16 protein-coding genes are annotated in these 23,892 nt (G+C 62.0%); 11 read left to right on the forward strand and 5 right to left on the reverse strand.

The window, feature by feature from the left end:
- The first annotated feature begins 20 nt into the window (after positions 1-20).
- The gene (locus tag ACA054_RS11645; protein ID WP_497689497.1) at positions 21-1,505 is read left to right on the forward strand and encodes an ATP-binding protein; all 1,485 of its coding nucleotides are present in this window, start codon (positions 21-23) and stop codon (positions 1,503-1,505) included.
- Here ACA054_RS11645 and ACA054_RS11650 read toward each other — a convergent pair.
- Positions 1,470-4,274, reverse strand: a complete 2,805-nt coding sequence (locus ACA054_RS11650) for an ATP-binding protein (RefSeq protein WP_497689498.1) — start codon at positions 4,272-4,274, stop codon at positions 1,470-1,472. The genes ACA054_RS11645 and ACA054_RS11650 overlap by 36 nt on opposite strands.
- A 281-nt stretch (positions 4,275-4,555) precedes the next feature.
- On the opposite strand from ACA054_RS11650, the gene ACA054_RS11655 reads away from it, so the two are divergent.
- Both ACA054_RS11655 and ACA054_RS11660 read left to right on the forward strand, forming a co-directional pair.
- Positions 4,556-5,131 carry a flavodoxin family protein gene (locus tag ACA054_RS11655; RefSeq protein WP_497689499.1) on the forward strand — a complete coding sequence of 192 codons (576 nt, stop codon included), beginning with the start codon at positions 4,556-4,558 and terminating at the stop codon, positions 5,129-5,131.
- A gap of 32 nt (positions 5,132-5,163) precedes the next feature.
- Positions 5,164-5,988, forward strand: coding sequence for an alpha/beta fold hydrolase (locus tag ACA054_RS11660; protein WP_497689500.1), 825 nt, complete (start codon positions 5,164-5,166; stop codon positions 5,986-5,988).
- 52 nt (positions 5,989-6,040) lie between these two features.
- On the opposite strand, the gene ACA054_RS11665 is transcribed toward ACA054_RS11660, so the two are convergent.
- Entirely contained in the window at positions 6,041-6,469 is a 429-nt protein-coding gene (locus ACA054_RS11665) for a helix-turn-helix domain-containing protein (protein WP_497689501.1), read from the reverse strand.
- A 157-nt stretch (positions 6,470-6,626) separates the two neighbouring features.
- Between ACA054_RS11665 and ACA054_RS11670 the strand changes: the two genes are divergently transcribed.
- The 6 genes from ACA054_RS11670 (at position 6,627) to ACA054_RS11695 (ending at position 14,455) form a co-directional block, all read left to right on the forward strand.
- Positions 6,627-7,547: a LysR family transcriptional regulator gene (locus ACA054_RS11670; RefSeq protein ID WP_497689502.1), complete on the forward strand. Its 921-nt coding sequence runs from the start codon at positions 6,627-6,629 to the stop codon at positions 7,545-7,547.
- 765 nt (positions 7,548-8,312) lie between these two features.
- Positions 8,313-9,371, forward strand: coding sequence for an IS110 family RNA-guided transposase (locus ACA054_RS11675; RefSeq protein WP_497690286.1), 1,059 nt, complete (start codon positions 8,313-8,315; stop codon positions 9,369-9,371).
- A gap of 851 nt (positions 9,372-10,222) precedes the next feature.
- Complete coding sequence (locus tag ACA054_RS11680; RefSeq protein WP_497689503.1) at positions 10,223-10,825, forward strand: antibiotic biosynthesis monooxygenase; 603 nt, start codon at positions 10,223-10,225, stop codon at positions 10,823-10,825.
- Positions 10,822-12,660, forward strand: a complete 1,839-nt coding sequence (locus ACA054_RS11685; RefSeq protein WP_497689504.1) for an amidohydrolase — start codon at positions 10,822-10,824, stop codon at positions 12,658-12,660. The genes ACA054_RS11680 and ACA054_RS11685 overlap by 4 nt, the downstream gene beginning before the upstream one ends.
- Positions 12,661-12,730: 70 nt before the next feature.
- Positions 12,731-13,357: an isochorismate family cysteine hydrolase YcaC gene (gene ycaC / locus ACA054_RS11690; protein ID WP_497689505.1), complete on the forward strand. Its 627-nt coding sequence runs from the start codon at positions 12,731-12,733 to the stop codon at positions 13,355-13,357.
- A gap of 201 nt (positions 13,358-13,558) precedes the next feature.
- On the forward strand, positions 13,559-14,455 hold the full coding sequence (locus tag ACA054_RS11695) for a LysR family transcriptional regulator (protein WP_497689506.1): 897 nt from the start codon (positions 13,559-13,561) through the stop codon (positions 14,453-14,455).
- A 109-nt stretch (positions 14,456-14,564) separates the two neighbouring features.
- Here ACA054_RS11695 and ACA054_RS11700 read toward each other — a convergent pair whose 3' ends face one another.
- The 3 genes from ACA054_RS11700 to gspG all read right to left on the reverse strand — a co-directional run bounded on the left by ACA054_RS11700 (position 14,565) and on the right by gspG (position 16,978).
- Entirely contained in the window at positions 14,565-15,155 is a 591-nt protein-coding gene (locus tag ACA054_RS11700; RefSeq protein WP_497689507.1) for a hypothetical protein, read from the reverse strand.
- A 171-nt stretch (positions 15,156-15,326) separates the two neighbouring features.
- Positions 15,327-16,514 (reverse strand): type II secretion system F family protein, encoded by a 1,188-nt coding sequence (locus ACA054_RS11705; RefSeq protein ID WP_497689508.1) that lies wholly within the window; start codon positions 16,512-16,514, stop codon positions 15,327-15,329.
- A 14-nt stretch (positions 16,515-16,528) separates the two neighbouring features.
- Positions 16,529-16,978 carry a type II secretion system major pseudopilin GspG gene (gene gspG / locus ACA054_RS11710; protein WP_497689509.1) on the reverse strand — a complete coding sequence of 150 codons (450 nt, stop codon included), beginning with the start codon at positions 16,976-16,978 and terminating at the stop codon, positions 16,529-16,531.
- A gap of 206 nt (positions 16,979-17,184) precedes the next feature.
- Here gspG and ACA054_RS11715 point away from each other — a divergent pair, with 206 nt between their 5' ends.
- Positions 17,185-17,793, forward strand: coding sequence for a lytic transglycosylase domain-containing protein (locus tag ACA054_RS11715; RefSeq protein WP_497689510.1), 609 nt, complete (start codon positions 17,185-17,187; stop codon positions 17,791-17,793).
- 205 nt (positions 17,794-17,998) lie between these two features.
- Positions 17,999-23,833: a manganese-oxidizing multicopper oxidase MnxG gene (mnxG, locus tag ACA054_RS11720; RefSeq protein ID WP_497689511.1), complete on the forward strand. Its 5,835-nt coding sequence runs from the start codon at positions 17,999-18,001 to the stop codon at positions 23,831-23,833.
- Positions 23,834-23,892 lie beyond the last annotated feature (59 nt).

The following is a 23,892-nucleotide window of genomic DNA, read 5'->3' on the forward strand; positions in this document are numbered from 1 at the left end:
TTTCCAGCGGGTGAAAGTGGATGAACAGTCTTGGAAATGTAAACAGCGACACGGTGCTGCACTTCGGCCCCTATGCGTTCCACCTCAAACAACGACTGGTCCTGGAAGGTGATCAGCCGTTGCGCCTGGGCGGGCGCGCGTTGGATATCTTGCAGGTGCTGGTCGAACATGCAGGCTCGGTGGTCAGCAAGGGCGAGCTGATTGCTCAGGTCTGGCCGAAGTCGGTGGTCGAGGAAATCAACCTGCGCGTGCACATTGCCGCCCTGCGTCGGGCCTTTCGTGACGGACAGAACGGACACTGCTACATCGTCAATATTCCCGAGCGTGGCTACAGCTTTGTCGCGCCGGTGCAGCAGGCGAGGGAGGTCACGTCTTTCGCCGTCGACACCTTTTCCAAATCCTCACACAACCTGCCGGCACGACTCACTCCTGTCACCGGTCGCGATGCAGTCGTTGGCAGTCTGGTGCGGCAGTTGCCGGTGCGCCGTTTCATGACCGTGGTCGGGCCCTGTGGCATCGGCAAGACCACCGTTGCGCTGCGTGTCGCCGAATTGCTGTTGCAACACTATCGCGATGGGGTGTGGCGAGTGGATCTGGCGATGATCGATGACCCGACGCAGGTGGTCGATCATCTGACGCGCACGTTGCAGCTGGACGTCGGCACGACCCTGGACGCGCTGGGGCAATGGCATGCATTGCTGGTCCTCGACAACTGCGAACACCTGCTTGAAGGCTGCCGGACACTGGTCGAGGGGCTGCTGATCTCGGCGCCTCGTCTGTCGATTCTCGTCACTAGCCGTGAACCGCTTCTGGCCACCCGCGAAACACTCCTGCCATTACCGCCGCTGTTGGTGCCCCCCACGTCGGCATTGCACAGTCTCGATGAGGTCATGGGCTATTCGGCGGTGCAGTTGTTCGTCAGCCGTGCCCGAGCCCGCCAGCAAGGATTTGCCCTGCGCGAGCAGGATCTCAAGGCCGTGCGCGAAATCTGTCGCCGACTCGATGGTTTGCCCTTGGCCATTGAGCTGGCGGCGGCGCAGATTGATGCGCTGGCGCTGGTGGGGCTGCAAGCGCAACTGGATAACTGTTTTCAGATGCTGACCCAGGGCCGGCGCACGGCAGTGCCGCGGCACCAGACCATGAAGGCGGCCCTGGACTGGAGCTATGAGCGGCTGACACCGATGGAGCAAACCGTGTTGCAGCGTTTGGCGGTGTTCAAGTCGGCGTTTACTTTCGACGCGGCGATGGGCGTGATCAGTTGCGCGATGCTGCCGCCGTCCAGTCTGGTCAGCGTAATGGACAGCCTGGCGCTCAAATCGCTGCTGTCGCTGGAGCAAGTGCGCGGCGTAACCCGCTATCGCTTTCTCAATACGACCCGCTGCTATGCCCTGGAAAAACTCGAACAGAGCGGGGCCTTGCGCACCTTCGAAATGCGCTATGCCGGCTACGTTAGTCACACCCGCCGACCTTCAGGCAGGCACGTGGCCCTGCAGCTCGCCGAGTAACCGTTGCACAGCGACCAGGTCTGGCGTGGCATGGCCTTCGGTAAACCGCTGGTAGATCGGCGACAGCAGCTCCCAGGCTTGCCGGTAGCGGCCCTGGCGCTGCCAAAGCCGCGCCAACGAGGTGGCGCTGCGCAGCTCCCAGGCCAGGGCACCCTGGGCTTTTGCCACGTTGAGCGCCTTGATCAGCACGGTCTCGGCGACACAGTTTTTCACCGGGCAATCAGCCGCCAGCAACGCATCGGCCCTAACCCGCAGAATCTCCGCGGTGCTCCAGCCCGCCGCGCCGGTCTCGGCGCGTTGCAGCAAATCGTCATCGACCAGGCCGCTGTCGAGGGTGACCATGATTTCCTTGATCAAGCCCACACCCGGACGAGGTAACGCATGGGCGTCGGCACTGTCGATGACCTGTGCATAGTGTCGAGCCCAGGTGTAGAAAAGCAGCACCGAGTGTTTCTGCGCTTGTTCCAGCAGCAAGCGCAAGAGTTCGCGAGCGGTTCGGCTGTCGCCGTTGTAATGGGCGATCAGGCAGCCCGACAGGGCCAGGGTGTAGCAGATGGATGTGCCATGGTTGATCTGCAGCGCAACGTCCAGCGCCTGCCGGGCCGTACGCCAGGCTTGTTCGGGTTGGCCCTGTATCCAGAGGATGCGGGCAAGGATGGTCAGGGCGGCGACGCTCTGGTCGTATTGCACGCCAAAACCATGGGTGAAGCGGTTGAGATGGCCGCTGTGGGCCATGCGCTGGATCACCTCTTCGGCGTTCATCCGCGCCCGTTGCTGATCGCCGGCAAAGTGCAGGGCCAACACTCGCAAGCGATGGGTGCTCAAGGACAGCGTCGCGTCACCGTTCAGCCCCAGTCGGTCGAATTGCTCGCTCTGTTCCAGGGCCAATTGATAGTTGCCGCAACTGAGGTTGACCGCCAGGTGCCCGGAAACGGCGCGTAACTGTCCGGCCACGTCGTTGCATTGATTGGCCAGGGTCCGGGCGTTGACGAAGGCGTCGACGGTTTCAGCAGTGCCGCCCTGGGCGTGGTAACAGGTGCTGCCCAAGGCCAGTTTGAGCATCATTTTCAGCCGCGGGCAATCCTCGGGCGCCGCGTCGAGTAGTGCCAGGGCCTTGCGCACATAAGCGCCGTACTCGTTGAGCAGCGACAGTTCCTGCCACAGCGGCGTGGACGTCGCGGTCAGGCGGATTGCCAGCATCTGCGACCCTGGCGCAGACAGCCCCCAGTCGAGCGCCGCACGAATGTCTTCAAGGCTGCGGGCATAGCGCTCGATCCACTGACCGGTGGGGATCTGTTCCCAGTCGTTCTGCGCCTGCTGCATCAGGGCCAGGCATCTCTCGGCGTGGCGGTCGCGGGTGGCGGGCAGTTCGGCGCTCTGTTCGAGTTTTTCCAGGGCATAACCGCGGGTGGTGTCGAGCAGGCGGTAGAACACCTCTTCGTCGCCGACGTCGACGTTCAGCAGCGACTTGGCCACCAATTGCGTGATCGAGCCGAACACCTCGCGCGGTTCGATGTGTTCGCCAACGATCACCGCCGCTGCCGATTCCAGGGTAAAGCCACCGCGGAAAATTCCCAGTCGCCGCAGGCAGGTTTGTTCGCAGGCACTGAGCAGCTTGAAACTCCAGTCCAGCGTCGTGCGCAGGGTCTGATGCCGGCCCAGGGTCGTCTGGCTGCTGTGGGTGAGCCGGCGAAAACTTTCCTGCAATTGCGTCAGCAAACCGCCGAGGCCAAGGTTCGCGACTTGCGCGGCCGCAAGTTCCAGGGCCAGCGGAATGCCGTCCAGGCGCCTGCAGATATCGATCACCAGTGGCAGTTCTGCATCGCTCAGTTCAAAGCTTTCGTGATTGGTCATGGCCCGTTCGACGAACAGCTGCAGTGCGGAAAAACCCAAGGCCTGGGCGCGGTCCAGCACGGCAATGGGCGGGGGGCAGTCCAGGGGTTCCAGACGCTGTACGAATTCGCCCTCGGCTCGCAGGCTCTCGCGGCTGGTGGCCAGGATATGCACCTGCGGCGCGCCACGCAGCAGGCTTTCACAGAGCACTGCCACGCTGTCGATCAGGTGTTCGCAGTTATCGATGACCAGCAACAGATGCCGTTCGCGCAGGAACGTAGCGAGGCTGTTCATCGGTTCGCTGTCGTGCAGGGACAGCCCCAGCACTGTCGCCAGGTGAGCGCTGATCATCGACGGTTCGTTGATCGGCGTCAGGTCGAGCAGGTGGATTCCGTCGCGGTAGCGGCCAATCAGTTGCTCGGCGACGCGCAGGGCGACGCTGGTCTTGCCGATGCCGCCGGGGCCGACGAGGGTGATGAAGCGCTGGCGTGGCAGTTGCGCCACCAGGCTGTCGACCAGCACTTGGCGGCCGATCAGTCGGGCGCGGCGCAACGGCAGGTTATGGCCGCTCGATAAAACGACGTGATTTTGCGGACTGTGTTCAATGTGCTCCAGCGAGCACGGCGCGACAAAGCTGTAGCCACGCTGGGCCACGGTGACGATGTAGCGCTGGCCGGCCTGACCGTCGCCGAGGGCTTTGCGCAGGGCTGCCATGTGCACCCGCAGGTTGATCTCTTCGACCACGCTGTTGGGCCAGACTTCAGCGATCAGGTGCTGCTTGCTGACCACCTTCCCGGCGTGCTCCAGCAGGATCAACAGGATGTCCATGGCTCGCCGGCCCAGGCGCAGGGGCCGGTCGGACTCCATCACCAGACGTTGTCCGGGGTAGATCCTGTAGGGGCCGAAATGCACAGCCTGTTCGGGGGCAAGGGTCAACGGGTTACTCCTGTATGCATGCGTCTGGAACGCGGTCTTCGAGCATATTCCTCAGGTTTTTGCCGCCATGCAATGCGCTGCGCGGGTGACTGTTGGTTGCGCGCATTGTATGACGTGTATCAGGTAATGGCTGGCGGTCCCGTGAACATTGGACGAGGACGCGCAACGCGGGTTGTCGGGACTTTTGCCGTGCCAGGGAAAATTAACAACGTTTAACTCGTCCTGCGGCCGGTCTACGCCCAAGACTCTGCCTCTTTAACACTCCCGCAAAGGATGCCGGAATGAGCAAAGTGGTAGTGGTCTATCACAGCGGTTACGGACACACCCGGGTCTTGGCCGAAGCCGTGGCCCAGGGCGTGCAACGGCATTCGGGCAGCACCTGCCGGCTCATTGCGGTCGAAGACGTGGACGAGCACTGGGCGAGCTTGCACCACGCCGACGCGATCATTTTCGGTGCCCCGACCTACATGGGCAGCGCTTCGGCGGCCTTCAAGTACTTCATGGAGGCTACGGCGGCGTTCTACCTGGCGCAACCGTGGCGCGACAAACTGGCTGCTGGCTTCACCAATTCCGGCTGCCTGTGCGGCGACAAACTCAACACGTTGCTGCAGATGGCGGTGTTCGCCGCCCAGCATTCGATGATCTGGGTCGGCCTCGACCTGCTGCCCGCACGCTCGGCCACGGGCGCGTTCGACGGGCAACTGAACCGGCTGGGCAGTTCGTTGGGCGCCATGGCCCAGTCCAATGTCGAACAGTCCCCCGACCTGGCACCACCCGCCGAGGATCGCTGCACCGCAGCGCACCTGGGCGAGCGCGTGGCGCGGCTGGCCGAGCGTATGGTCCGCGCATCCGATTGATTCACCTCAACCCCACGTAAGGAGCATGCCCCATGAGTACGTTCACCACCCGCGACGGCACCGAGATTTACTTCAAGGACTGGGGCACCGGTCAGCCGATTGTCTTCAGTCACGGCTGGCCGCTGAATGCCGACAGTTGGGAGTCGCAGATGTTGTTCCTGGCCGCCCAGGGTTACCGCGTCATCGCCCACGACCGTCGTGGACATGGCCGTTCCAGCCAGCCGTGGTTCGGCAACGACATGGACACCTACGCCGATGACCTGGCGCAACTGATCGAGCACCTGGACTTGCAGAATGTCGTGCTGTTCGGCTTCTCCACCGGTGGCGGCGAAGTGGCGCGTTACATCGGTCGTCACGGCACCGGCCGGGTGGCCAAAGCCGGGCTGATTTCCTCGGTGCCGCCGCTGATGCTCAAGACCGAAGCCAATCCCGGCGGTCTGCCGATCGAAGTGTTCGACGGCATTCGCCAGGCTTCGCTGGTGGATCGCTCGCAGCTGTACAAGGACCTCGCCAGCGGTCCGTTCTTCGGCTTCAACAAACCTGACGCCACACCGTCCCAGGGCATGATCGACTGGTTCTGGATGCAGGGCATGACCGCCGGCCACAAGAACGCCTACGACTGCATCAAGGCCTTTTCCGAAACCGACTTCACTGAAGACTTGAAGAAATTCGACGTGCCGACGCTGGTGGTGCACGGCGACGCCGACCAAGTGGTGCCGATCGAAGCGGCGGGCATCGCTGCGGCAGGATTGGTCAAAGGTTCGCAGCTGTTGATCTACCCCGGCGCGCCCCATGGCTTGACTGACACCCACAAGGATCAGCTCAACGCCGATCTGCTGGCGTTTCTCAAGGGTTGATGTACGCCGGCGATGGCGTCCGTGAAATCGCCATCGCCGGCAAGCCGGGCTCCTACAGGGTTGTTTGTACGGGTGACGCGGGGAGAGCACGTACTGCCCGGCAACGCCAGGCAAACGGATTGATGCCCTCACTGCGGGTGAACATGTGGCAGAAGTGCGCCTGGTCGCAGAAGCCGCATTCGAGGCTGATTTGCGTCAGGCTCAGGTCAGTGTGCTGGATCAGCAGCTTGGCCCGGGCGATGCGTTGTTGGCGAATCCATTCCTGGGGCGAACAGCCGGTGCTGCACTTGAACGCACGGGAGAAATGACTGCGTGAGAGGGCGCAGGCGCGGGCCAGTTCGGTCACTTCTAGGCTGTCGCCTAGGCCTTCGAGGATCAATTGTTTGACAAGCCGTTCGCGCTGCGGGCTGAGGCCGCTGGCGCTTTTTGCCTGTGTCTCTGTGACTGTCGCGCGGGCGACGCTTTGCTGGAAGTGAGCCATGGCGAATGTCCGTGTCGGTAGGCTTCATTCTTGAACCCCGGGGCTCTGGCTTGCGAGTTAAACGTTGTTAATTTCTCGTCCATGGCGGGCAGTCTTGCGTAAATTCAGACACAATCGCCACCTCGCGCCTGGCTCAACACACAAGGGAACCGTGCCTATGAACCGTAACGATCTGCGCCGCGTCGACATGAACCTGTTGGTGATTTTCGAAGCGTTGATGTTCGAAAAGAATCTGACCCGCGTTGCGGAAAAACTGTTCATGGGCCAACCGGCTGTGAGCGCGGCTCTCGGGCGGCTGCGCGATCTGTTCGACGACCCTTTGCTGTTGCGCAACGGTAGAAGCATGGAGCCGACGGGGCGGGCGCTGGCGATTCTCAAGGAGCTGCAACCGGCGATGGACACCATTTCCGGCGCGGTCAGTCGCGCCAAGGAATTTGATCCGGCGACCAGTTGCGATGTGTTTCGCATTGGCCTGTCGGACGATGCCGAGTTCGGTTTGTTTCCGCCACTGCTGAGCAAGCTGCAGGAAGAAGCACCGGGCATTGTCGTGGTCGTGCGGCGGGCCAATTACCTGCTGATGCCGGCGTTGCTGGCGTCGGGGGAAATCTCCGTGGGCGTCAGCTACACCACTGATCTACCGGCCAATGCCAAGCGCAAGAAACTGCGGGATATTCCCTGTAAGGTTTTGCGTGGTGACAAGCGGCCGGGAACGCTGACCCTGGATGAGTATTGTGCGCGGCCCCATGCGATGGTGTCGTTTTCCGGGGACCTGAGCGGCAATATCGACCTGGATCTGGCGAAGGTTGGCCGCACCCGGCGGGTGGTGTTGGGGGTTCCGCAGTTCAGTGGCTTGCGTGCGTTGCTCGCCGGGACTGAGATGATTGCGACGGTGCCGGATTATGCGGCTTGTGCGTTGGTGGAGGGGTGTGGCTTGCGGGCTGAGGATCCGCCGTTCGAGATTGAGGCGGCGCAGTTGTCGATGGCGTGGAGTGGGGTGCATGACAATGATCCGGCGGAGCGCTGGTTGCGGTCGCGGATCAGTCAGTTCATGTCTGTGCCGGTGGCGGTGGTGGCTTGACCGTGGCGGCCTGGTAGCCGACCAGGTTCTTGGTTGTTTGGGTACATATCCGTTGCTGCGGTAACGGCCACTTATGGTTTCGCCCTTACGGCGAGTCCCTTTTGTCAAACGCCACAAAAGGAACCAAAAAGTCTTGCCCCAGCGTCCGGCCCCTCGCTAAGGCTCGGCGTTCCTTCGCTCCGGTATCCATCCGGGGACACTGCCCTCCGGTTGGCTTCGCTGGCACCTACATGCAGCGTGTTCGACTGCGTCGAACGGCGCTGCGCGCCACTCCCCGGATGAACACCTCCACTCAGCCTCCCGAAGGGGCGGGTGGATCAAGATCAAGAGCTGGAGGCGAGCTAACGCTCGGCCTGATGAGTGGTGAGGAGCGGGTGGGTGTAGGTCGCTTTGCATTTGCTTTTGCTTTTCTGTGGGAGCGAGCTTGCTCCGGGCGGCGTTCCGACGATGGCGGCCTGACAGCCGACCAGCATCTTGCAGATGTACCCAACCCCTTGTAGGAGCTGGCTTGCCAGCGATGACGTCCTCCAGGCCGACCTGACTCCTGCAGAGGTACACAAACCCACTGTGGGAGCGAGCTTGCTCGCGATGGCGGCCTGACAGCCGACCAACATCTGGTAGATGTACCCAACCTCTTGTAATTGGATGGACTCGCCCCAGCCGAGGCGTCAATGCGCCACGATGGCAGTCTAAACAGCCAACGACAGCGAGGGCGAGTCCATGAAAAATCATAGTTCGATTGATCAATCCCTGTCTTCTTCCGATTTGTCGGCCTGCACAACTTTGGCGGTCGATCTGGCCAAGCAGGTCTTTCAGGTCGCCGGTGAAGATGTCCTTGGCCAAGTGCGCTACGAGCAGCGGATCAAGTCGCGTGAGGCGTTTTATGAGTTTCTCCAACAGTTGCCGCCTCATTTCGTGGTTTTGATGGAGACCGGTCCGGGGGCTCAAGCCTGGGCCCGGCAACTGCAAGACAAAGGCAATCTGGCGCGGATTCTTCCAGCCGGTTTGGTGGCCACACACCGCAGCGGGCCTAAAAATGATCGCAACGATGCGCTGGCGATTCTGCGGGCGGGTCGCGATGAAAAAATCTGCGCGGTACCGGTCAAAAGCGTTGCGGCGCTGGCAATGCAAGCGCTGCATCGCGCCCGTCAGGGCTATGTGCGTCGACGCACAGCGGTAAGCAATCAGATGCGCGGCCTGCTGCTCGAGCACGGCGTGGCCTTGGCGCAGGGCGATGTTGCGATCAGTCAGAAAATTCCGCGGGTACTGGAAGATGCCACCCAGCCGGTGCCGGGCCTGCTGCGTGAACTGATCCACGAACTGTTGGCCGAGTGGCGCCATTTGGGCGAGCGCATCAGCGTGCTGACGGGACGCCTGGAAGTGGCCGCCAACGCCGACATGACGGCGAAGCGACTGATGACTGTGCGCGGCATCGGCCCAGTCACTGCCACGGCACTGGTGGCCAAGGAAAGCAAGCCTGAGCGATTTCCCAATGCCCGCAAGTTTGCCGCGTACTTTGGCATGGTACCTGACCAGCACAGTAGCGGGCAGACGGTCCGGCTGGGGGACATGACCAAGCGAGGTGATGTTTATTTACGCAGCCTGATGATCCAGGGAGCCCATGCGGTGCTGCAACAACTACGACCTGATTCCCAGCAACCCGATGACCGCCGCTTGTTGCGGTGGATGAGCCGACTGGGCCGTAAGGAGGCTGCGATCAGGCTAGCCAACCGCAACCTGCGAATCGTCTGGGTGCTTCTACAGAATGACCAGTCTTATCGTCGCCATGCTGGTGATGGTCAGCAAGCGACGATGAGCCACTGAGCGACAGAGTTCTGCCACCGAGGTACTGACTGTCTGACCCTTTGCTGAAAAAAATTGACCCCAGGTAAGACCGGCGTGGATTGATGCCTAAGCTCCTACTGGCCTTCGAGGCCTGACTGTAATCGGCATACCACGAGCTCTTCCAATTTTGGCCAGAGGCCGAAGACGGCTTCCACGAATAGGCCTAATACATAGATGCAACGGGGCGACAGTTTTTCAAAAGCGGGTAGACAGTGGGGGCGAGTCCATACATAGGAGCTGGCTTGCCAGCGATGACGGCCTCCAGGCCGACCTGACTCCTGCAGAGGTACACAAACCCACTGTGGGAGCGAGCTTGCTCGCGATGGCGGCCTGCCAGCCGACCAACATCTGGTAGATGTACCCAACCTCTTGTAGGAGCTGGCTTGCCAGCGATGACGCCCTCCAGGCCCACCTGACTCCTGCAGATGTACATGGAACAACTGTGGGAGCGAGCTTGCTCGCGATGGCGGCCTGCCAGCCGACCAACATCTGGCAGATGTACCAATCCCCTGTGGGAGATTCTATGGTTGAGGGGAAGCCCTCCAGGCCGACCTGACTCCTGCAGATGTACACGGACCCACTGTGGGAGCGGGCTTGCTCGCGAATGCGGTTCGTCATTCAACAGCTATATCGGCTGACACTCCGCCATCGCGAGCAAGCTCGCTCCCACAAGGATCTATGCTGTTCCGTGGATACGGGGCCCCTCGCAAAGAGAGCACGTACATTCAATTTTTTCCTTCTCCACCCCGGCACTATTCATCTCAATACCGGCGATCAATGCCAGTGGTTTTTTGTTCGCCTTCAATATTGTCTCGCCGGAGCCCTTCGTTATGCCTGATTCCAATGTGCTCGACTCGCCTTTCGAGGAAGTCGTGACCCTGGTCATCAAACACCGGGTCAAGGCCGGTTTTGAAGTGCCCTACGAGACCTGGCTGCGCAACATTGTCAGTGTTGCTGGACAGCAGGAGGGGCACTTGGGTGTGGATGTGATGCGCGGCAAGAACGCTGGCCTCGATATGTACACCTGCGTCTTGCGTTTTTGCTCCACCGACGCAATGCAGCGCTGGCTCGATTCGCCGCAACGCCAGGCGCTGGTCAACGAAGCCACGCCGATGCTGGCCGACGGCGACCAGACCGAGGTCAATCCGGTCAACGAATTCTGGTTTGCCCCGCAGGGCGAGTCGGGCTCGCCAGCGCCGCGCTGGAAGCAGGCGGTGGTCACGCTGTTGGTGATTCTGCCGCACACCTTGCTGGTGCCGCTGCTCTGGGGGCCGTTGTTGCAGCTCAACGCCGTGCTCTCCAATTACGTGGTCGCGACATTCCTGATCACCCTGACCATCGTGTTGTCGGTGGTGTACCTGTTCATGCCGATGGCGACGCGCTTGTTCGCGCCCTGGCTGTCTTCTTCCACTGCGCCCAAGGAAACGCGATGAACGCCAATCTGATTCTGTTCAATGGCCAATTTCATACCGTCGACCGTGAGAACCCACGCGCCAGTGCGGTAGCCATCAGTGATGGCCGCTTCGTCGCGGTCGGCAGCGATGCCGAGGCCATGGCGTTGCGCGGTTCCGGTACGCAAGTGATCGACCTCAAGGGCCGTTGCGTGATTCCCGGCCTCAACGACTCGCACTTGCACCTGATCCGTGGCGGCTTGAACTACAACCTCGAACTGCGCTGGGAAGGCGTGCCGTCGCTGGCCGATGCACTGCGCATGCTCAAGGAACAGGCTGACCGTACGCCGACGCCGCAATGGGTGCGGGTAGTGGGGGGCTGGAACGAATTCCAGTTTGCCGAAAAGCGCATGCCGACCCTCGAAGAACTCAACCAGGCCGCGCCGGACACCCCGGTGTTTGTCCTGCACCTGTACGACCGCGCCTTGCTCAACCGCGCTGCCTTGCGCGTGGCCGGCTACACGCGCGACACACCGAACCCACCGGGTGGCGAGATCGTGCGCGACGCCAATGGCAACCCAACCGGCATGCTGGTGGCGCGGCCCAACGCGATGATTCTGTACTCGACGCTGGCCAAGGGGCCGAAGCTGCCGCTGGAGTATCAGGTCAACTCGACGCGCCAGTTCATGCGAGAACTCAATCGCCTCGGCCTGACCAGTGCCATCGACGCCGGTGGCGGTTTCCAGAATTACCCGGACGACTACCAGGTGATCGAGCAGTTGGCCAAGGACCAGCACCTGACCGTGCGCATCGCCTACAACCTGTTCACCCAGAAGCCCAAGGAAGAGCTGACCGATTTCAAGAACTGGACCAGCAGCGTGACCCTGCATCAGGGCGACGATTACCTGCGGCACAACGGCGCCGGGGAAATGCTGGTGTTCTCCGCGGCGGATTTCGAGGACTTCCTCGAACCGCGTCCGGACCTGCCACAAACCATGGAAGACGAACTGGAACCGGTGGTGCGCCATCTGGTCGAGCAGCGCTGGCCATTCCGTTTGCACGCCACCTACAACGAATCTATCAGCCGCATGCTCGACGTGTTCGAGAAGGTCAATCGCGACATTCCGTTCAATGGCCTGCCGTGGTTTTTCGACCACGCCGAAACCATCACCTCGCAGAACATCGAGCGGGTGAGGGCGTTGGGTGGCGGCATCGCCATTCAGGATCGCATGGCGTTCCAGGGCGAATACTTCGTCGAGCGCTACGGCGCCAAGGCGGCCGAAGCGACGCCACCGATCAAGCGCATGCTGGCCGAAGGCGTGCCGGTCGGCGCGGGCACTGACGCCACGCGAGTGTCGAGCTACAACCCCTGGACCTCGCTGTACTGGATGGTCAGCGGTCGCACCGTCGGTGGCCTGGAATTGCATGCCGAGGGCCTGTCGCGGCAGACCGCGCTGGAACTGTTCACCCACGGCAGCGCCTGGTTCTCCTCCGAGCAGGGCAAGAAAGGCCAGATCAAGGTCGGGCAACTGGCGGACGTGGCGGCATTGAGCGCGGACTTTTTCAGCGTCGAGGAAGAAGCGATCAAATGGATCGAGTCGGTGCTGACCGTGGTCGGCGGCAAGGTGGTGTATGCCGCCGGTGACTTCGAAAAACTTGGGCCCCCCAGCGTACCGGTGCTGCCCGACTGGTCGCCGGTGGTGAAAGTACCGGGGCATTGGCGGCCGAATTCGCCGTTGCAGGCGCAGGTTCACCAGTGCAGCGGGCCCTGCGCGGTGCACTCCCACAGCCATGAACGGGCGCGTCTGTCGAATGCGCCGGTCAGTGATTTTGCCGGTTTCTGGGGTGCCTTCGGCTGCTCGTGCTTTGCCTTTTGACGAATACCAATAAGCGCCGGCCTCCTGGTCAGGCGCAGCAAGTGACAACCATCCACCAAGGAGTTTTTACATGAGCAACGTTCCGTACTCTCGCTTGAACAAAGACGACGCTGTTGTGCTGCTGGTCGATCACCAGACCGGCCTGATCTCGCTGGTGCAGGATTTCTCGCCCAACGAATTCAAGAACAACGTGCTGGCCCTTGGCGATATCGCAAAGTTCTTCAATCTACCGACCATCCTCACCACCAGTTTCGACAAGGGCCCGAACGGTCCGATCGTGCCGGAACTCAAGGCGCAGTTCCCGGATGCACCGTTCATTGCCCGTCCGGGCCAGATCAACGCCTGGGACAACGAAGATTTCGTCAAGGCCGTTAAAGCCACTGGTCGCAAGCAACTGATCATCGCCGGTGTGGTAACCGACGTGTGCGTGGCGTTCCCGACCCTGTCGGCCATCGCTGAAGGTTTTGAAGTGTTCGTGGTGACTGACGCTTCCGGCACCTTCAACACCACCGTGCAGCAGGCTGCCTGGGCCCGCATGTCGGCCGCCGGTGCTCATCTGTTGAACTGGTTCTCCGTGGCCTGCGAGCTGCAAGGCGACTGGCGCAACGACATGGAAGGCCTGGCCAACCTGTTGTCAGAACGCCTGCCGAACTACCGTAACCTGATCAACAGCTACACCACGTTCACCGCCAAGTAAGACCGTCGGCTAAAACGCCAAACCTTGTGGGAGCGAGCCTGCTCGCGAAAGCGGTTTGACAGTCACTGCAAAAGTGTCTGTCCTGCCGTCTTCGTCGGAACGCCGCCCGGAGCCGGCTCGCTCCCACATTGTTTTGCAATAGGGTGATAAAAGGGGATAAAACCACTATAGAGTGCCTGACTGTCAACCGAAGGCATGACAATGAACCCGTTCGAAGATATGCGTATTTTTTGCCAGGTGATGGACTCCGGCAGCTTCACGGCCGCCGCTGATCAACTGGGCCTGTCCAAGCAATTTGTCAGCCGACGCTTGATGCAACTCGAAGAGCGCCTGGGCGTGCGACTGCTCAATCGCTCGACCCGGCGCCTGGACGTCACGCCGCTTGGGCAGAGTTACTACGAATCGGCCTTGCGTTTGCTGGGTGAAGTCGAGCAGGTGGAGCAGGGCATCGCCGGGCAGACCACCGAGCCGCGCGGCACCCTGCGCGTGAGCGCGCCGCTGTCGTTTGCGCTGGCGCATCTGGGGTGCCTGCTGCCGCAGTTCTTGCAGCGCTATCGGGACGTCACGGTGGAGGTGGACTTGAGCGATCGTCCGGTGGATTTGCTCGGCGAAGGCTATGACCTGGCACTGCGCATCGGCACTCTGGAAGACTCGACGTTGATCGCCCGTCGCATTGCGACTATCGATCGTGTGTATTGCGCCAGTCCGGCTTACCTGGCGGAGCGCGGCACGCCGGTCAAACCCGAAGATTTGCACAATCATGACTGCCTGCCTTACGGCCACGGGCGTCAGGTGCAATGGCGCTTCGAAGGGCAGGGCAAGCCGCTGGTGGTCAACGTCACCGGGCGGATGCGGGTCAACAATGGCGAGCTGCTCAAGGACGCGGCGATTGCCGGAATGGGGATTACCTATTTGCCGACGTTTATCGTCGGTTCGGCGTTGAAGGATGGGCGGCTGGAGGCGGTGCTGGATGAGTTTCGACCGCAGCCGCTGACGTTATCGGCGGTGTATCCGCAGCATCGTCAGTCCTCGCGGCCGGTGCGGGCGTTGATCGAGTTTTTGCGCGAGCGCCTGGACGATTCGCACAACCCCTTGTAGTGAGCGAGCATGCTCGCGAAAAACGTCCAGACAACGCGGGCATTCAGACAGCCCGCGTCATCGTTGACGACCATCGCGAGCAGGCTCGCTCCCACAGGGTTAAAGCCGGTCAGTTAACGCGTTTGTCGTCACCCGGTTCGCCACCGACGTGGACGCCACGATCGTCGCCCGGTTCGCCAGCGGCATGCAGGCCGCGATCGTCACCCACTTCGCCGGAGCGGTGAACGCCGTGGTCGTCGCCTACTTCGCCGGAGCGGTGAACCCCATTGTCGTCATGCCCGGCCTGATGAACGCCATGATCGTCACCCGGTTCGGCATGGGTGCCACTGCGTCCGGAGGACGAGGTTGTGCTGCCGGAATGCCCCGAGGCATGGTCGCTGCCACTGTGGCCGCTGTTGCCACCGTGACCACTGCCGCTTCCGCCGCCATTGCCGCCACCGCCATTTCCGCCGTGACCACCTCCGCTGCCGCCACCACCACTGCCGCCGCCATGACCGCCACCGCCACTACCTCCACCATGGCCGCCACCGCCGCCGCCTCCACTACCGCCACCACCACCGTGGCCACCGCCTCCACCACCACTACCGCCTTCTTTAGCCTGAACGCTCGAAACCCCCGACAGGTTGTCCGGAATCAGTACGGTAGACGCTGACAGAACTGCGCCAATAGCAACAGCCAACAAAAGCTTGTTCATGTGCATATCGATCTCCGTCTTCTTATTTCAGTTGCAACGTTGATAAACAACGCTGCGTGCTGCTGTATCGAGTTGGAAATTCAGTTGGGACGTCGGTAAACACCTCAACCTGCGGTTTTATTCAGTTGGAATGTCGATAAACCCTGCAACCTGCAGCCAGGCCCCGTCCCAGAGGGGTCAGTGAATGCTTGAAGCTAGCTCGAAAATCGGGATGTACATCAGGATCACGATCACCCCGATCAGCAGGCCGATGAAGGTCATGAGCAAGGGTTCGAACAGGCGCACGAACCATTCGATCCAGCGGCTGATTTCTTCGTCGTAGAAGTCGGCACTGCGCTCCATCATCTGCCCGAGGTTGCCGGACTGTTCGCCGGCGCGCAGCAGGCGCAGGGACACCGGGGTCACCAGGTGATTGAGTTCCAGCGCCGTCGACAACGATTGCCCCTCGCGCACCCGTTCGCAGGCTTGGTCCAGGCGCAGTCGAGAGGCAGGGGTAAGCAGGTTGCGGACCATGCCCATGGCGGTGACGAGCGGAATGCCGCCTTGCAGCAGAATCCCCAGGGAGCGGTAAAAGCGTGCCAGTTCGTACATGAAAATGCGCTGGTGCACCGCCGGGAGTTTTTCGATCAGGCGGTCCAGGCCCCGACGAAAGGCCGGTTGGCGCTGGAGGAAGGCGAGGGCTATGACGATCGTCGCCAGTGCACCAAAGAATTCGCCCTGGTGGGCGTGCAGGAACATCCCGCTGCTCATCAGGATCTGCGACAGCCACGGCAGGTTCGACCCCAGCCCTTCGAACACCAGGCTGAAGCGCGGCACTACATAGCCCATCAAGAACAGCACCACGCCACCGCCCACCACCAGCAACAGCATGGGGTAGATCGACGCGCTGACGATCTTCTGGCGAACCTCGTCCATGCGCTGGCGATAGCTGACATAGCGACCCAGGGCTTCGCCCACGGCACCGGTCTTCTCGCTGGACTGGACCAATGCCACGTACAGCGGAGGGAAAACCGCCGACAGTTGGCCCAACGCCTGGGAAAACGATTTGCCTTCATAAAGCAGGCGCACCAGTTCACTCAAGGTCTTGCGGGCTTGCGGCGCATTCTCTTTTTCCGCCAGGCTTTCCAACGCATCGATCAACGGCAGGCCGGCGTTGATCAGGGTGGTTAGTTCCTGGCTGAACAACACCAGGTTGAAGGTCTCGCGCTGCTTGAGGCGCAGTGCCCGCCAGTGTCGTTCGGCGTGCAGGCTGACCACCCGCAACCCCTGGTCTTCGGCGATGCGCCGGGCTTCGCTGTCACCCGTTGCCTCGACGGTCATTGAAACCACACCGGCCTTGCCTACCGCTTTGAGGTGAAAACGCATGGTCGCCATTCCCGTCATTGCCAACTGGTGACTTCGGCGTTTTCGCCTTCGCCGCCGGGTTGGCCGTCCTTGCCCATGGACAGCAGGTCGTACTCGCCGTTTTCCCCAGGGTAGCGGTAGTTGTAGTTACGGCCCCACGGGTCCTGCGGCAGTTTTTTCTGCAAGTACGGGCCGGTCCAGCGGGTTTCGTCGCTGGGGGCCGTGACCAGTGCCTGCAAACCCTGCTCGGTCGACGGGTAATGGCCGACCTCAAGGCGATACAGGTCCAGGGCCTTGCCCAGGCCTTCTATTTGCGCCTTGGCCACTTTCACTTCGGAGCGGCCCAGTTGCGCGAAATACTTCGGCGCGACGATGCCGGCCAACAGCCCCAGCACCACCAGCACCACCAACAGTTCAAGCAATGTGAACCCGCGCTCGGCTCGAGGGGAAGAATCACGCGGGGCGAAACGCAGACGCTGTTTCATGATGACCTCACACAGTCGGCAGAAGGGTCGTGACAAGCGCTCATGCAATTGCCATGCAAAGGCCCGGTCAAGCTCCGCACATCCCTGTGCAACCCCCGTATTACGGCCGCTCGCGCTTTCGGCACAGTGCTTGCGTATGGCTGGTACACGACCGTCCATTGGGGCATTACCCCCATTTTTCGGGGCCGGTCAGGGGAGACAGAACAATGAAAACTCTCACCACAGGACTGCTCGGCGTGATGCTGCTGGCCGGCGTTGTTCAAGCCGATGTGTTCGTTTCCAAGGACGCCAAGGGCGACTTCGTCTTGTCCAATGTCCATCGCCCCGGCCGCCACTACGAACGGGTGGTTCGTGAGGCCGAAGTGGCTGTGGTCAGCCTCGATCAGCAGCCGCAAATGATCGCCGCCAGGCCCTATGCCGAACTGGTATCAAAGGCAGCCACGGACAACCAGTTGCCGGCGGCACTGTTGCACGCGGTGATCCAGACCGAATCCAGCTACAACGCCAGCGCCGTATCGCCCAAGGGCGCCGGTGGGTTGATGCAGTTGATGCCCGACACCGCCCGCGAGCTGGGGGTCAAGAACGTCTACGACCCCAAGGCCAACATCCAGGGCGGTGCCCGTTACCTCAAGCGCTTGATGACGATGTTCGACAACGACATCGCCCTCGCCGTAGCCGCCTACAACGCAGGTCCCCAAGCGGTGCTCAGCCGTGGCGGAGTGATCCCGCCGTTCGCCGAAACCCAGCGTTATGTGCCCAGCGTGCTGCGCCAATACCGGCGTTTGCAGGGGCTGGCGGCGGATGCCCCGCTGTGACCGACACCCTGGGGCAGGTTTCCCCAACATTGGGGCATGGTGGCCCCGGCAAAAAAGTGGGGAATTAGTGGGGAATATCCCCCGATGAATTAAGTGGCGACTGTAACTGTTTGAAAAACCGCCAAATTTTTTATGGCATACAGATTGCTCAAAGGGTTTTGTCGAGAATTATTCCCTGTGAGCACCCACAGCGAGGCCCGTGATCATGACCGGCATATTCCACGCTCCACCCCTGCTCAGTTTCATGTTGTTGGCCGCTTCGTTGTTTGGCGTCGAGGTGGTTGAGGCCGCCGCGCGTTGTGAGCGCAATCTGGTGGCCAACGTCGTGGCGCTGGACCAGCCGCTGATGTTCAACCGCCTCGGTGCGCAGAACGTCAACGGCATGATGTTCGCCCTGCGCCGCGATGTGGTCGATGACCATGACATCTCACTCGCCCAGGGTGGTGCGGCGGTGCCGGGCAAGGTTTCGCTGCGTCCCGACAAGCGTCCGCGTCCGCTGGTGCTGCGGGTGGCCGCTGGTGACTGCCTGACCATCAATCTGCAGAACCTGCTGGCCTATCAGGCCAACCCCGGTTCCCACGACGATGGCGAGGAAGAGGAGGGCGAGGAAGAAGAAGGCATCGAAATCGGCAACAACGACAACTTCAAGGTCGACGAGCAAGTCGCCGACCGCCATGTCGGTTTCCAGGTCAACGGCATGCAAGCGGTCAACAGCATCGATGACATCGCGTCGTACACCGGACGCAATGCCAATTCCTTGATCGCACCGGGTGCCAGTCGTTCCTACACCCTGTACGCCGAGCGCGAAGGGGTATTCGCCGCCAGCAGCCGTGGCGCAACCTTCGGTGGCGAAGGTGCGGCCGGCAACGTGGCCAACGGTCTGTTCGGCCAGGTCGTGGTGGTGCCCAAGGGCGGGCGCACTTATCGCAACACCGTGACCGAAGAAGAAATGCGCCTGGCCACCACCGGCCGCACCCCGGCCGGTCAGCCGATCGTCGATTACCAGGCGCGTTACCCGCAACGCGAACCGTGGATCCGTGAAGGCAAGGCCGGCACGCCGATCATCAACATGGTCGACGGCAGTGAAATCATTTCCAGCGAGAGCGACGCGATCGTCATGGGCAGCAACGCCGATGGCAGCTTCCCGCCCTCGACTTATCCGCTGGAGGCCGTGGGCAAGCGCAACCCGGCGCTTCCCAATCGGCTGGAGCCGTTCCGCGATTTCGCCTCGCAGTTCCAGGACGAAACTGCCGCGACCCAGGCCTTCCCGGCCTACTGGGCCGACCCGGTGATGGCCCACGTGCTGGAGCCGACCCGCGATTCGTTCATGATCAACTATGGCTCTGGGGGCATGGGGGCCGAAGTGGTCGCCAACCGTCTCGGCGTAGGCCCGATGCACGATTGCCTGTCCTGCGCCTACGAAGAATTCTTCCTCAGTTCCCACACCGTCGGCGACGTGGCGATGCTGGTGGACGTACCGGCCAATGCCGGCCTGGAAGGCATCACCCCCGGTCAGACACCGAGCGCCGATCAGGTGGGCGTCAAGGCGACCATGGCGCTGTATCCGTCCGAGCCGTCCAACGTCAACCACAGCTACATCGGTGACTTCGTCAAATTCCGCAACACTCACAACGGCCATGAGCAGCACATCTTCCACCTGCACGGGCATCAGTGGCTGTTCAATCCCAACGATGACAACTCCGACTATGTGGACGCTCAGGGCATCGGCGCGGGTGCAGGCTACACCTATGAAATCGCCAACGGCGGTTCGGGCAACCGCAACCGTGTAGCGGGCGATGCGATCTATCACTGCCACTTCTATCCGCACTTTGCCCAAGGCATGTGGGCCATGTGGCGGGTGCACGACGTGTTTGAAGAGGGCACCAGGCTGGAAGTGTCGCAACAAGGATCCGACGGTTTCCACAGCGAGCCTTATGCCCTGCGCAGCGGTAAACCCGCTGCTGGCGCACGGGCCCTGCCCGATGGCGAAATCGTTGCCGGCACGCCGATCCCGGCGGTGGTGCCGCTGCCCGGCAAAGCCATGGCACCGATGCCGGGCAAAGTCGCGGTTGTACCGAAAATCGGCGAAACCCTGGTGGCCGCCAACGACGATGACGATGACGAAGACGACGATGATGGCGAGCACCATGGCGGCAGCGGTGGTGCCCAGGCCATTGGCTCCCTGGCCTTGGTGGATCGCAGCGAAGCCAACCGCAACGCCGATGGCACGCTGAAAAACCCTGGCTATCCGTTCTGGATCGGCGGCATGGAAAGCTCGGTCGGCCAACGCCCACCGACCCCACCGCTGGACATGCTCGACGCTGCCACGGCGCAGGCCTTGAAAGCTACGGGCAAAGCCTTGTGGGCCAACCTTGACCCGGCGCAGTCCGGTGGCTGGGACGGTGGCTTGGGGCGCCATGCGCTGGACGGCGTTTCTGCCGGTGGCGAGGCCGAGACCATCACCACGTCGCTGGATTTCTCCAAAACAGTGACGCGAGCCAAGCCGATTTACCTGCCGGAGGAGGGCACCGAAGTCGAGCAAGCGGCCATGGCGTTCCACGCCAAAAAGGACCACCCAAGCTTCGCCGTGCTACCGGGCAATCAAATCGTTGCACGGGCCTTCCGCACCAACGGTGCCTTGCCGATGGCCGGTGCGCCGTACTACGAGCCGTGCATGGACGACCGGCAGAAACGCCTGAGCAGCAGCGCCGGTACCGGTGAATTCAATAGTGGCGAGAAGATCGACGGCATGTCTTTCATCGGCTCCTCGAGCTTCACCGCCGACCGTCCGCGGATCTACAAAGCGGCGAACATCCAGTTCGACGCGGTGTACAACAAGGTCGGGTACCACTTCCCGCAAGCGCGCATCCTGGCGCTCTGGGAAGACGCCTGGCCAGTGATCACCAAGCAGCGTCCACCAGAACCTTTGGTGATGCGCATGAATACCTTCGACTGCGTGCAGTACCAGCAAACCAACCTGGTGCCGGCCACCTATGAGATGGACGACTATCAGGTACGCACGCCGACCGACGTGATCGGCCAGCACATTCACCTGCCGAAGTGGGACCTGGTGTCTGCCGATGGTTCGTCCAACGGCTGGAACTACGAAGACGGCGTACTCTCCCCAGGTGCGGTGCAAGAACGCATCCACGCCATCCGCGAGTTCAACCAATGCCAAGGCAGCGACCCGCGTGACGGCACGCCGGCCTGCCCGAAAGCCAAGAACCACCCATACTTCGGTCAATATGGCCGGGCCGATTGGGTCGGTGCGCGTACGGCGATGCAGCGCTGGTTCGTCGACCCTGTGGTCAACGTCAAAGGCGTCGACCGTGGCCTGGGCACCATCTTTACCCACGACCACCTCGGCCCATCGACTCACCAACAGATCGGCCTGTACGCCACCGTACTGGCAGAACCTGCAGGTTCCACCTGGTTCCACGCCGAAACCGGCGAGCCGTTGTACAGCGGCGCGCGGCAGGACGGCGGGCCGACTTCGTGGCAAGCGGTGATTTCTACCGGTGACATCGACGGCGACGGCAAGAACGACAGCTTCCGTGAGTTCTTCCTCGAATACAGCGACTTCCAGCATGCCTATGAAGCCGGTGTGTACGTAGGCGCCGGGCCTGACGGTAAACCGAATGCGCAAAGCTTCCCAGCCACCGCCGACAGCTTCCGCTACGCGATCAACCCGCCAGTACGCAACAACGCCAGTACCCTGCTGGACGGCATTATCGAAGTGCAGGGCGGCATGCTTCCCGGTTGCCCAAGCCGGCCATGTCCACAAGCCATCTCGGTCGATGACCCTGGCATGTTCGTGGTCAATTACCGCAACGAACCGCTGGCCCTGCGGGTGTATGACCCGAACAAGGTCGGCCCGGACGGCAAGCGCGGCATGCAGGCCGACGGCCTGGGCGGCGACCTGGCCTACGCCATGCAAAGCCGTACCGACCGGGCGATCCCGGCGATGAACCTGGCGCCGAACCTGATCACCGCGGCCACCGGCCCAACCGGCGGCACCACGCTGTTCCCGCCGCACATCAACAAGGGCGGCGCCGAACCTGGCGATCCGTTCACCCCGATGCTGCGTACCTACACCGGCGACAACGTGCGGCTGCGGGTGCATGCCGGCGGTCACGAAGAGGAGCACAACGTCACCCTGCACGGCGTCAAGTGGCTGCAAAGCGGTTCCGGTTTCGGCACCAGTTCCAACTCCGGCTGGCGCGCTTCGCAGATGATTGGCATCTCCGAGCAGATGGGCTTCATTGCGCCGGTCTCGATGCTCTCCAGTTCGGCGGCCACCACCGGTGACTACCTGTACTCGATGGATGCTTCAATCGAGGGCTATTGGAGCGGGATCTGGGGCGTGATGCGCAACTACACGGCGCAACGCAGCGATCTGTTCGCGCTGCCGAACAACGCCAAGCCGACCGGCATGCGCAACACCGTGGCCTTCGACGGCATTTGCCCAAGGATCGGCGCCAACCCCAATGGCATCGGCACCCGGCCGACGCCGCAACGCAACTATGAAGTGGTCGCGGCATTGGCCAACGACATCCTCGGCAATCCGTTGGGCCTGACCCTCGGGGACCCGGCGGGCCTCGGCCAGCATGTGGGCGGGCCGTTGAATCCGGCGGGCGGTACCCTGGTATTCAACTCACGAACCGTGAGCATTCCACAGGTCACCGTGATTGATCCTGAAGACGGTGAAACCATCACCATCGGCGGGCAAAGCGGGCCGCTGCATGACCCGACCGCGATCCTGTATGTACGCAAGGCCGACCTCGATCCGGCCACCGGCAAGCTCAAACCCGGCGTGCCTGTCGAACCCTTGGTGCTGCGCGCAGCGGCCGGTGATTGCATCAGCATCACCCTGGAAAACCGTCTGCCAAGCGTCATGCCGGACCTGACCCAGACGGCGGTGATGCAAGGCATGGTCAAACGGGATCGCAACAACGGCACCGGTTCGACCACCTTCAGCAACAACCTGATGCGGCCGTCGAGCCACGTGGGTCTGCACGCGCAATTGCTGGCGTATGACATCACCAAATCCGACGGCACCAACGTCGGCGCCAACCCGACCCAGACCGTGCCACCACGTGTCGGCAGCAGCGGAGCCTACCCGACCCGTACCTATCAGTACTACGCCGGGCACCTGGAGCGTGAAGGCAAACCGATCACTCAGTTGGGCCGAAATGTCGACAACATCAACGCCACGGCGATCGAGTTTGGCGGTTTGAATTTCACTCCGGCGGACGTGATCAAGCAGTCGCAAAAAGGCCTGGCCGCTGCGATGAGCATCCTGCCGGCGGGCGCCACCTGGGTTGAAGACGCGCGCAAGGTCAATGCAACCGTCACCGCACCAGGGCAAACCAGCTACCGCGACTTTGCGATGGTCTGGCAGAAAGCGTTGAACATTCGCTGGGCCAATGGTCGGCCGGTGGAAGGGATTGCGGCGGAAGGGTTCGGCGTGCCGAACGATCCGCAGGACAACTCCAGCATGGCCATCAACTACAAGACCGAACCGATGTGGTACCGCTTCGGCCTGGCCCCGGATGCACCGTTCGGCCATGCCGATGGCGCGGGCTACGGCGACATGGTGAATGCGCACATGGCCTACAGCAACGCGCTGGTGGGCGGCGATCCGCAAACACCGGTGCTGTACGCCAAGCCGGGGCAACCGTTCCGCACGCACATCCTGATGCCGACCGGCGGCAGTCGCGGCACGACCTTCCAGCTTGACGGTCACGTCTGGTCGACCAACCCGTTCCTGTCGGAGAAGAGCGATACCGGAGGCTATCCAATGGGCACTCCTGGCGTGGGTTCGGTGAAGTTCGGCTACAACCCGATGTCGATGTACATCGGTGCCCGCGAGAGCGTGCTGCCGGCGGCGCACTTCAGTTTCATGCTGCCGAGCGCCGGGGGTGTCAACGCGATAGCGGGTGACTACCTGTTCCGCGACTACGCAGCCTATGGCAACACCTCCGGGTTGTGGGGATTGCTGCGGGTGACCAACGAACCGGAACCGGCCCCGGCGCCGTAGGGCAGGAAACAACGCAACACCTGTGGGAGCGAGCCGGCTCCGGGCGGCGTTCCGACGAA

It is taken from the genome of Pseudomonas sp. LBUM1653 (genome assembly GCF_059716115.1).

Excerpts from the sequence above, each read along its gene's own strand:
- ACA054_RS11645 (WP_497689497.1), top strand. The coding sequence starts at position 21 with ATGAACAGTCTTGGAAATGTAAACAGCGACACGGTGCTGCACTTCGGC.
- ACA054_RS11655 (WP_497689499.1), top strand. The coding sequence starts at position 4,556 with ATGAGCAAAGTGGTAGTGGTCTATCACAGCGGTTACGGACACACCCGG.
- ACA054_RS11660 (WP_497689500.1), top strand. The coding sequence starts at position 5,164 with ATGAGTACGTTCACCACCCGCGACGGCACCGAGATTTACTTCAAGGAC.
- ACA054_RS11665 (WP_497689501.1), bottom strand. The coding sequence starts at position 6,469 with ATGGCTCACTTCCAGCAAAGCGTCGCCCGCGCGACAGTCACAGAGACA.
- ACA054_RS11670 (WP_497689502.1), top strand. The coding sequence starts at position 6,627 with ATGAACCGTAACGATCTGCGCCGCGTCGACATGAACCTGTTGGTGATT.
- ACA054_RS11680 (WP_497689503.1), top strand. The coding sequence starts at position 10,223 with ATGCCTGATTCCAATGTGCTCGACTCGCCTTTCGAGGAAGTCGTGACC.
- ACA054_RS11685 (WP_497689504.1), top strand. The coding sequence starts at position 10,822 with ATGAACGCCAATCTGATTCTGTTCAATGGCCAATTTCATACCGTCGAC.
- ycaC (WP_497689505.1), top strand. The coding sequence starts at position 12,731 with ATGAGCAACGTTCCGTACTCTCGCTTGAACAAAGACGACGCTGTTGTG.
- ACA054_RS11695 (WP_497689506.1), top strand. The coding sequence starts at position 13,559 with ATGAACCCGTTCGAAGATATGCGTATTTTTTGCCAGGTGATGGACTCC.
- ACA054_RS11700 (WP_497689507.1), bottom strand. The coding sequence starts at position 15,155 with ATGCACATGAACAAGCTTTTGTTGGCTGTTGCTATTGGCGCAGTTCTG.
- ACA054_RS11705 (WP_497689508.1), bottom strand. The coding sequence starts at position 16,514 with ATGCGTTTTCACCTCAAAGCGGTAGGCAAGGCCGGTGTGGTTTCAATG.
- gspG (WP_497689509.1), bottom strand. The coding sequence starts at position 16,978 with ATGAAACAGCGTCTGCGTTTCGCCCCGCGTGATTCTTCCCCTCGAGCC.
- ACA054_RS11715 (WP_497689510.1), top strand. The coding sequence starts at position 17,185 with ATGAAAACTCTCACCACAGGACTGCTCGGCGTGATGCTGCTGGCCGGC.
- mnxG (WP_497689511.1), top strand. The coding sequence starts at position 17,999 with ATGACCGGCATATTCCACGCTCCACCCCTGCTCAGTTTCATGTTGTTG.